The sequence below is a fragment of the Pontibacter coccineus genome, from assembly GCF_030546575.1.
Lineage (GTDB): Bacteria > Bacteroidota > Bacteroidia > Cytophagales > Hymenobacteraceae > Pontibacter > Pontibacter coccineus.
In genome coordinates this window covers 167,326-176,925 of sequence record NZ_JAUOTN010000011.1, presented here as the reverse complement: position 1 = coordinate 176,925, position 9,600 = coordinate 167,326, and the positions used below count along the sequence as shown (strand labels likewise).

The 9,600-nt window shown below is 49.6% G+C and carries 10 protein-coding genes and 1 tRNA gene; 1 reads left to right on the top strand and 10 read right to left on the bottom strand.

The features are described 5' to 3' along the window. Positions 1-438 precede the first annotated feature (438 nt). From Q4E40_RS20335 to rpmH, 5 genes are all read right to left on the bottom strand, one after another. Positions 439-951 (bottom strand): DUF2480 family protein, encoded by a 513-nt coding sequence (locus Q4E40_RS20335; RefSeq protein WP_303415075.1) that lies wholly within the window; start codon positions 949-951, stop codon positions 439-441. 9 nt (positions 952-960) lie between these two features. Further along, positions 961-1,659 (bottom strand): tRNA (adenosine(37)-N6)-threonylcarbamoyltransferase complex dimerization subunit type 1 TsaB, encoded by a 699-nt coding sequence (gene tsaB / locus Q4E40_RS20330; protein ID WP_303415073.1) that lies wholly within the window; start codon positions 1,657-1,659, stop codon positions 961-963. A 106-nt stretch (positions 1,660-1,765) separates the two neighbouring features. Beyond that, positions 1,766-3,415 carry a S41 family peptidase gene (locus Q4E40_RS20325; RefSeq protein ID WP_303415071.1) on the bottom strand — a complete coding sequence of 550 codons (1,650 nt, stop codon included), beginning with the start codon at positions 3,413-3,415 and terminating at the stop codon, positions 1,766-1,768. Positions 3,416-3,444: 29 nt separating this feature from the next. Further along, on the bottom strand, positions 3,445-3,849 hold the full coding sequence (rnpA, locus tag Q4E40_RS20320) for a ribonuclease P protein component (RefSeq protein ID WP_303415070.1): 405 nt from the start codon (positions 3,847-3,849) through the stop codon (positions 3,445-3,447). Between the two features lie 41 nt (positions 3,850-3,890). Next, on the bottom strand, positions 3,891-4,049 hold the full coding sequence (gene rpmH / locus Q4E40_RS20315) for a 50S ribosomal protein L34 (protein WP_220627940.1): 159 nt from the start codon (positions 4,047-4,049) through the stop codon (positions 3,891-3,893). A gap of 229 nt (positions 4,050-4,278) precedes the next feature. On the opposite strand from rpmH, the gene Q4E40_RS20310 reads away from it, so the two are divergent. After that, a complete protein-coding gene (locus Q4E40_RS20310) occupies positions 4,279-6,003 on the top strand; it encodes a M61 family metallopeptidase (RefSeq protein WP_303415066.1) in 1,725 nt (574 codons plus the stop codon). Between the two features lie 52 nt (positions 6,004-6,055). Here the strand turns inward: Q4E40_RS20310 and Q4E40_RS20305 are convergent, their stop codons facing one another. The 5 genes from Q4E40_RS20305 to Q4E40_RS20285 form a co-directional block, all read right to left on the bottom strand. Next, positions 6,056-7,291 carry an NAD(P)/FAD-dependent oxidoreductase gene (locus Q4E40_RS20305; RefSeq protein WP_303415064.1) on the bottom strand — a complete coding sequence of 412 codons (1,236 nt, stop codon included), beginning with the start codon at positions 7,289-7,291 and terminating at the stop codon, positions 6,056-6,058. 204 nt (positions 7,292-7,495) lie between these two features. Further along, positions 7,496-7,696 (bottom strand): hypothetical protein, encoded by a 201-nt coding sequence (locus tag Q4E40_RS20300; RefSeq protein ID WP_303415062.1) that lies wholly within the window; start codon positions 7,694-7,696, stop codon positions 7,496-7,498. A 153-nt stretch (positions 7,697-7,849) separates the two neighbouring features. Further along, positions 7,850-8,773 carry a PfkB family carbohydrate kinase gene (locus Q4E40_RS20295; RefSeq protein ID WP_303415060.1) on the bottom strand — a complete coding sequence of 308 codons (924 nt, stop codon included), beginning with the start codon at positions 8,771-8,773 and terminating at the stop codon, positions 7,850-7,852. A 137-nt stretch (positions 8,774-8,910) separates the two neighbouring features. Then, positions 8,911-8,986: transfer RNA gene (locus tag Q4E40_RS20290), tRNA-His, on the bottom strand. 235 nt (positions 8,987-9,221) lie between these two features. Further along, on the bottom strand, positions 9,222-9,590 hold the full coding sequence (locus Q4E40_RS20285; RefSeq protein ID WP_303415058.1) for a DUF6980 family protein: 369 nt from the start codon (positions 9,588-9,590) through the stop codon (positions 9,222-9,224). Between the last annotated feature and the right edge of the window lie 10 nt (positions 9,591-9,600).

Here is a 9,600-nt window from a genome sequence, read left to right as displayed (position 1 = left end):
CCCGCCGCCCCCGGGCGGTTCCGCCTAACTGTCTGTGTGGCACCACCGAAATCTTTCAAATAATCTCAAAGTTTTTTCAGGCGCTTACCTGCTTTTAGAAATAAAGGTCATTTAACCCGCATTGCCAAAAGTACAGTTTGTTTTCTGAGCCTTCAAAACCCTCTATAAAGATTGTGTGGTCTGTAATAGCATAAGGAGATAGCTTTCGCTTTCTGTGGGAATTCCCTATGCCTGGCGCCCCAGTACTTGCTGCGCTAGATTGTAACAGTAATAACTCCTCTGAAAGTTCCTTACTCACTTATTTTTTTCTGAAAACTCACTTCTTTCTTCATACTGTATGAATGGCGACTGTTTATCTAGCCTCTCACCCCCATTACAAAGTAAAAGCCCTCTCGTTTCGGAAAAGGCTTTTTTACAATAATGAATTCCTGTATTTACTTATGCTGTCTTTGGTCTCTTATATAAAGGCACCGTGCTGCATGGCTCGCCGTACATCAGGCTACTCACTACCGGCGATAGTTTCCGCATGATCTCAACATAAGCATAGGTTGGCACAGGTATACTGCCGCATCCTTTTATAACTACTTTGCCATCGCGGTATTCTTCCGGTTCTATTTTGGCAATTGCTTCCTGCATCAGCGCTTGCTCCAATGCTTCCAGATCGCCGAATACATAGTAGTTAGCATGTGGCTGCAGCTTGGTGGCAAGTAGCATATAGGCCCAGGTTGGTACAATGGCATCTACAGAGCAAATGATGGCGACGTTCTTTCCGGCATATGCCGACCAGTCATGGTCTTTCACGAAAGCCCGGAAATCCTTTTCGCGCAGGATCAGGCCCTGAAACAGGTTGTCCTTTATATCATATACTACACGCTCACCCGGATGAAGCAGCTCTTCCAGGTTGAGGGTCACGAGTGCGCTTTGCGCTACCTTGTTAATTATATCTGACATTGCTTTAGCTTATTTAATCGTGTTCTTAGTAGGACTTGTTATATAAACATCCTTTAGATAGAAGGGTTCATAATAGGCCACGTCTTCAAAGGCCTGCTGTTCGTACTTCGCCATTGCCAGCTGTCCGATTGGCTTGGCTGATGGTTGTATGCTATCTATAAACAGCGCATTTGCATTTCCCTCCTGCAGCTTTTTGAACTTGGCGGCGCCATTGCCAAAGAAAATGATCGGCTGGTGTGCTAACTCTTCCTGAAAACTTTGTTCGTCTAACACCATGGGCGCTACAGGCAGTTGCTCTTCCAGGTCAGCATTGAGCAGACAGGTATAGACTTCCATACGGCGGGCGTCTATCATCGGGCAGAACAGATAATCCTGTGCATTCGGCACTCCATCTATGGCCTGCTTAGCCAACCCATATAAAGTAGACACTTCCAGCAGCGGAATATCGAGTGAATAGCAGAGGCCTTTGGCGGTTGAACTCCCGATACGCAAACCGGTATAGGAACCGGGTCCTCCGGAAACAGCCACAACGCTCAAGTCGTGCAAGGTATAGCCACAATTCTCGACCAACTGCGAGATCATGACCGTGATATGTGACGAGTGAGACTTTTCGATCTGCAACTCAGAAGCCCCCAGCAGATCCGCTCCTTTATATAAGGCAACAGAACATACGTTGGATGAGGTTTCGAGTGCGAGCAGTAGTGGCATAATTGAACTTGTGTTGAATGGTATCACAAAAGTACGTCCGAAAGAGCAGGAAACAAAAAAGGTGACACCGGACCGGCATCACCCTTTGTACTTATACCTTGTCTTCTCACTTCACTTTCAGGTATGATGCATACTCCTGCTGATTGCTGAGCACACGTTTGGCCATCAGGATATCCGGATCGTCATCGAATGAAGACTCGATGTAGCCTTTCTGCAGATAATAGCGAGAAGCGATTTCTGCCTCCAGCATCTCCTGTATCTCAGTTCGGAAGCGCATCAGGTCATTCGACTTGTTATGAGATACCTTTTTCTTAATTGCATCTAGCTCCAGCTTGATGTCCTCCAGGTGCTTGCCATCCTTCGCCTGCTCAGTCAGCTCTTCCAGCTCACGCTCTACTTTGGTTGTGTAGTTCACATCTTTTTTATCCAGGAAAGCGATGAACTTCTGGTAGTCGGCGTCGGTCAACTTAAACTGCTTGGCTGAAGGTATAGTCGGATTTTCTGCTCTATACTTATTGGCGTACTCAAAGAAGTATCCTTTGACCGCGATTGTTCTGGCAATTTCGGAGTAATCCTTGCGGGTAACCTCCACATCCGGGCTAACGCCACCGCCATCGTAGACGATGCGGCCACCGGCTGTTTTATGGGCTACTTTAAGCGAATCCGGAATTTTGCCGGCGCTGCCGTCTTCGTTGCGGTGCTGGTAGTCGATGGCCTGTATGCTACGGCCGCTCGGGATGTAGTATTTGGCGGTTGTTACCTTTAGTTGTGAGTTGTAGGAAAGCGGACGTGTCGCCTGTACCAGGCCTTTGCCGAAAGTACGCTCCCCTACCAGCACAGCCCGGTCATAGTCCTGCATCACACCGGCCACAATTTCGGAAGCCGAGGCACTGCGCGAACTGGTCAGAATCACCATCGGAACCTCTTTGTCGAGTGGCTCATCCAGTGCTTTGTAGGTTTTGTTCCACTCCTTTACTTTGCCTTTGGTACTTACAATGTCACTGCCTTTGTCCACAAACAGGTTGGAGATGTTTACTGCTTCGTGCAGCAAGCCACCCGGATTGTCGCGCAAATCAAAGATGATCTTTTTGGCACCCTGCTCTTTCAGTTTTTGCACAGCCGTTCTTACCTCCTTCGAAGCGTCCACTGTGAAGCCTGACAGCTGGAAATAGCCGATCTCGTTGTCGATCATGCCATAATAAGGCACGTTGTCCACCATAATATTGGCACGGGTGAGCTCCACCGTTCTTGGCTTCGACTGCCCATAACTGCGCACTTCAAGTTTTACAGTAGAGTTGGCCTGCCCCTTCAGCAGTTTGCTCACCTCAGAAGTAGTCTTACTGGAAACGTTTACCCCGTCTATCTTCATGATTTCGTCGCCGATTACCAGGCCCGCCTTGTGTGCCGGAGAATTCTCATAGGGCATCTGCACCACAATTTTGTTGTCGCGGCTGCCAATGAGTGCGCCTATGCCGCCGTACTGTCCGGTGGTCATGGTGCGGAAATCTTCAATATCGTCTTCGGGAATGTAGTTGGTATAGGGGTCGAGCGACTTGAGCATCGCGTCTATACCTGTGCGCACCAGTTTGGCGGGCGGCACCTCGTCTACATAATAGGTGTTTACTTCTTTGAAAAGCGTGGCAAAAACGTCGAGGTTTTTGGCGATTTCGAAATAGCGCTCTGACTCTGACTTAAAGGAAAAGAGGGTCAGGGCTAGGCTGCCGGCAAGGACGCCAGCTATTAACTTCTTATACATAGAATTTCAGGTTTAGGGGCGGGGTAAGACTATCTAGTCAAACAACGTTCCAAACCGGAAATTAGTTTTTTTTGGATTGTATCAAAGGATTTTTTTTCCTTGCCAATGTAAATAATGGCCAGGAGGCGGGGTGCCTGTCCTTGATTTTGGGTAAGAAGGTGCTTGTTAAGGCGGTAAGCCTCACGTATCTGGCGCTTCAGGCGGTTCCGGTCGACGGCACGCTTATAGTTGCGCTTCGAAACGGAAATAACCAACTGCGTACCTTCGGAAAGAGGTGCTTCAGGTGTGTGGTACACAAACCTGAGCGGATACAAATTAAAAGAAGAACCCTTGCTAAACAGCAGCGTGATAAGGCGCTTACTGCACAAGCGTTCTTCTTTCGAATATGTATAAGAAATCGGCTGCTCTGCTGGCTTGTTGTTAGCTGGATCCATACGCGTGACGGCTCCGGGCTGAGCAAAGCACAACCAGATTACTAAGCTTTGTGTCTTCTTTCGTCAGAAACAGAAAGTCTCTTTCTGCCTTTAGCTCTTCTGCTAGCTAGTACTCTTCTTCCGTTAGCGGTTTCCATTCTTGATCTGAAACCGTGCTTATTTCTTCTTTTTCTCTGTGAAGGCTGGAATGTTCTTTTCATCGGATGCCAATGGTTTTATTATGGCCTGCAAAATTAGGGAAGCTTTTCTAAAATAGCAATCCCACTTCCCATATTATTTCAAAAAATACAGAAAAAAGGGGCTGTGCCTCCTTGTAAACTGTTTCCGCCCCATAGCTATACCTTGGTTTGGCACACACGTAAGCCCTGTATACCTGTGTTTGACGCAGATTATCTTAATTTTACACCGAACGCCATACCTGTACACGCTATGATCCGACACCACATCTCCTACGCCAATCCGCTCACACACTTTCTGGATATCACCATCACTATACCTGGCAACACCCAACGGGAGCTATACCTGCAACTGCCTGCCTGGCGACCGGGCCGCTACGAATTGCAGCACTTTGCCCAGAAGTTATGCGGTGTTACGGCCAGCGCCAATGGGGTGGCTATACCTGTGCGTAAGGTGACCAAAGACCGTTGGCTGGTGGAGGCTGGAGGTGCGGAGAATATAGAAATAAGGTATAGCTTTTACGCCCGGCAGATGGATGGCGGCGGCTCCTGGCTCGACGAAGAGCAGCTATACCTGAATGGCATCAACTGCCTCATGGCCGTAGAGGACCGGGCACACGAGCCACAGCAACTGCAGCTCGCTATACCTGCCAACTGGCAGATCGCCTGCGGACTGCCTGAAACAGAGCGCCACACCTTGCAGGCCGATAACTACGATCATTTGGTAGACTCACCGTTGATTGCCAGCGCCTCCCTCCAGAAAGAAACTTATATCGTGGCCGGTATACCCTTCCATATCTGGATACAAGGCGATTGCCGTCCGGACTGGGAGCGCATCAAAAAAGACTTTGAAGCCTTTACCAAGGAGCAGTTGGAGGTCTTTGGCGACTTTCCGGTGCAGGATTACCATTACCTGAACGAGATCCTCCCCTACCGTTTTTATCACGGGGTAGAGCATGTCAACTCTACCGTGATCACGCTGGGACCGGGCGAGTTGCTGATGACGCCCGCTTTATATAAGGAGTTTCTGGGTGTAAGCTCGCATGAGCTCTTTCACACGTGGAACGTCAAGCAGATCCGCCCAAAGGAAATGCTGCCCTACGACTTTACCGGCGAAAATTATTTCCGGACAGGCTATGTGGCGGAAGGAATAACCACGTATTATGGCGACTACATGCTGGCCCGCTCCGGGGTGTTTACGGCAGCGCAGTATTTTGACGAGCTCAACACCACGCTGCAGCGCTACTTCGCAGACCACAGCCGCTACCACATGTCCGTGGCCGACTCTTCATTCGATCTTTGGCTGGACGGCTACAAACCCGGTATACCGGACCGCAAGGTTTCGATCTACATCAAAGGCGCGCTCACCGCCTTGCTGCTCGACCTACAGCTCCGCCGTGCCACGGGCAACAGAGCCAGCCTGGACACGGTGATGCGACACCTTTGGGAAGACTTTGGGAAGCGCGGCATTGGGTATACCGAAGAGGATTACAGGCTACTGGTGCTCCGTGTCGGAGGCGAGGAGTTTGATCATTATTTCGAACAGTTTATCAATGGCACTGCCCCGGTAGAGGAGGCATTGGACGAGGCACTTGCCTACGTGGGCTGTACTTTGCTTGCTGAAGAAAACGCGCTGCTTCACGAAAGACTCTTCGGGTTTAAGGTAGTTGCCGATACCCAAACCCCTAAAGTAACCGCCATCGCGCCTAACTCCCCTGCCAGCACGGTATTAAGTATAGAAGATGAGTTGATTGCGGTAAATGGGCGAAAGATCGAACAAAACCTGCAGCCTTTGCTGGCAGACATGGACCTCCGCCAAGGTATAGAGCTCACACTTTTCCGGAATAAGCAACTGCGGCAAGTCAGGTTGCAACCGGGTCAGCAAACCTTCTACACCAGGTATAGCATCGCCAAAAGGAAGGACGCGACAGACGCCGAGAAGCAAAACTTTAAGCTCTGGCTAAAACAGGAATTTTAAGATCCTGGCACCGGATAGTAAAAGGATAGATGGAAAGCCTTATTTCTATTGTCTAATTAAAGAGCAACCTCAGGTAGAAGGATGGCTGCTTGAGTCGCTCGCGCAGGTCCAGGTCGGTGAACATACAGGAGATGGTCTCGGCGAGCGCCTTATTTTTCGATGCTTTGCTTGCCACCTGGTTAAACAGCCAAGGGTAGTCCAGTAGTTGCTGCATGCGTCGGCTGAGCTTGAGTTCTTTCCAGAGGCGGTTGTATACCGCCTTGTCGTAGCCGCGCATGAAATCGGCGGAGAAGTTCTGCTGTTGCAGGCACAGCTCGGCCTGCGTGGCGGCCCAGCGGCCGCTGATCATGGCATTGCTGATGCCTTCGCCCGTAAAGGGATCGATCAGCGAAGCGGCATCACCCACCAGCATATAGTTATCGCCGGAGATCACGCGTTTCTTGGAGCCCAATGGCAGGCCATAGCCTTTAATATCGCCCATCAGCTCGGCCCCAGCGAAACGCTGTTTGAATTCCGGGTGGCTTTCAATCATGCGGAGCATTTCCTTTTTCAGGTTCACTTTCTTCTGGCTCACCGTCTCGCTCAGCATCCCGACGCCCACGTTGGCATAGCCACCCGGCAGCGGGAAGATCCAGAAATAACCCGGCAGAAAATCTTTGAGAAAGTGCAGCTCAATAAAATTATCCTTGTCCAGCCCCGCCACATTTTTGTAGTAGGCCCTGAGGCCGGCGCAGTAGTGCGCTGGCTCCTGCTCTATACCTGCTTCGCGCCGTGCAAAGGTAGAATGTGCCCCATTGGCAGCAATTAGTAGGCGGGTACTGACTTGATACTCGCCGCTTTTGTCTGTCAAGGTATAGCCCTGTGCGTCACGCTCCACTTTGGCGATGCCTATACCTTCCAGCAACGTGATCTCGGGCCGCTGCTTCACCTGTTCGATCAGGAAATTGTCGAAGTCGATCCGTTTGGAGATGTAGCCGGAGGGAACATCCTGTGCAGCATCATAATCAGGCTTGAAAGGCACGCTCAATTTGTGCCCGGCCGGCGAGATAAAATGAATTCCCCATGAGGGCAGCTGCTCTTTCTGCTTCCCCAACAGAGCGGGCAAGCCGGGGTCGATCCGCTTCAGCTCGTTGACCACTTTGCCGCTCAACGCGTCGCCGCATACTTTGTCTCTGGGGAAAACGGCCTTATCGATGAGCACACAGGGAATACCTTTGCTGGCCAGGTGCAGGGCTGCGGTAGCACCGCCCGGTCCGGCGCCCAGTATACAAATGTCGTGTTGCTGCATGCGTTGCTTCAGTTGAAAGAGGCTAAAAATAAAGAGAAATCTGGGCCGAACCCTATACCTGCTCAAAAAAGCGCATAAAAAAAGGAAAGCCCGTGGGCCTTCCTCTCCTTATTTCATAGTCTTATTTTGCATTCCTGACACGCTTACTAATAGTAAGGGGTGCTCTCGCTACCTTTTGCCAGGTTAGGTTTAGTCGCGTTACGTTTATTTTTTGTCGTAAGGCGTATTGTTACCGCCCTTTGCCAGGTTACGGTTTGGGTTCTGCACTTTTGTATCGCCTGCATTCAACGCATTCTGGTTCGGCTGCGAATCGATATTACCCATTGGCTTGTTCGGATCCTTACCTTCCGGGTTATTCTTCTTCAACTCGTCCAGCGTCTTTTTATTTTCGTTCTTTAAGCTCATTGTTTTCAAATTAGGTAATCGTATACCCTTGTTTTACCTACTGCGCCCTTACTTTGTTGCATTTTAGTGCAATTCCACCCAAACTACCGATGCGCTAAAACCAAAAAAGGGAAGCCGAAGCTTCCCTTTTCTATACCTATAAAATCTTTGTAATTAAGACAATACTGTGTCAAAAGCCACCAGGTTCACAAATTGCTGCACGCGGCCGTCAATCTCCTGCTGACTCAGGTTCTTCAATCTTTCAGTGCCAAATTTCTCGACGCAGAACGAGGCCATTGCCGATCCGTGGATGATGGCACGCTTCATATTTTCGAAGCTGATGTCGCCTGTGGCCGCGATGTAACCGATGAAACCACCGGCAAAGGTATCGCCTGCTCCGGTTGGGTCGAACACTTCCTCCAGCGGCAAGGCTGGCGCAAAGAACACTTTGTCTTCGTGGAACAACAGGGCACCGTGCTCTCCTTTTTTGATGATCAGGAATTTTGGTCCCATGGCCATAATCTTACGAGCAGCCTTCACCAGCGAGTACTCGCCGCTCAGCTGACGTGCTTCTTCATCGTTGATCGACAGTACATCCACCAGGGCGATGGTCTTCTGCAGTTCGTCCATGGCAATGTCCATCCAGAAGTTCATGGTGTCCATCACGATCAGTTTCGGGCGGTTGGTGAGGCGCTCCAGCACCGTGCGCTGCACCTGTGGCGCCAGATTGCCCAGCATCAGGTACTCGCAGTTCTGGTAGCTCTCAGGTATGATCGGGTCGAAATCGCCCAGCACGTTCAGTTCCGTTACCAGCGTTTCGCGGCTGTTCATGTCGTTGAAGTAGCGGCCAGACCAGAAGAAGGACTTCTCATTCTCCTTCACCTGCACGCCTTCGGTGCTGATGTTGCGCTGGTGCATCAGGCTGATGTGGTCCTGGTCGAAATCACCGCCCACTACCGATACCACATTCACCGGCTTCACAAAATAAGAAGCTGATAGCGAAATATAAGTGGCGGCACCGCCAACGATCTTGTCTGTTTTCCCGAAGGGAGTTTCCAGCGCGTCAAACGCCATCGAACCTACTACTACTAAGCTCATATCTTTGAATTGTTGATTGTTAAATTGTTTAATTGCTGATGGCCTTTGCTGACAGTACTTGTAATCAACAATTTAACCATAAAGCAATTTAACCATTAAAATGAAAAAAGCCCTTGAAGGTTTGCTTCAAGGGCTTCGGGTGGAAGATGGGTCTCGAACCCACGACCCCCAGAATCACAATCTGGTGCTCTAACCAACTGAGCTACAACCACCGTGTCTCGTTTAGAGAATGCAAATATACGTCTCGTTTTCTTATTTACAATACGCAGAACGCATTTTTTCTAAAAACTTCGTAATCCTTGATAACCCTAAAACTTAATCAGCTCGCTATAAAGGCATTAATCGGCGACAGTTGCAATTCGTTTCATTTCGCCCCCAGGGAGAAATCTGATAAGTATAGATCCAGCTCTCTCCTATCGTCGGGATGACAGTTTAAAGTTTCAGGCTCTTACTTACTCAGTTTTGTGCCGCACCAGGGGCAGTAATTAATTATTATCATAGATGTACCGCCGTCATGGATGGGAATCCCATATAACCCTTCGTCCCATTTATTAATGACCACATCTACATCGCTATACCTAATCTCTCCATCTTCGTCCAGACTTTGATATACCTTGTCGGCCATCATCAGGCAGCAGTAGTTCTCGTAATCGAAGCCTCTACTCTTTAGTTTTTCGGCTGTAGCCCAGTTATAGCAGGCCTCGTCTTCGTGGATGGCGTCTACATAAGCATCATACTCTTCCGACTGTACCACCTCTTCCGACAAGCTTTTCCCGAAAAAGCGGGCGTGCAGGTCCTTAAATTTCTCTAATTCCATACCTATACCT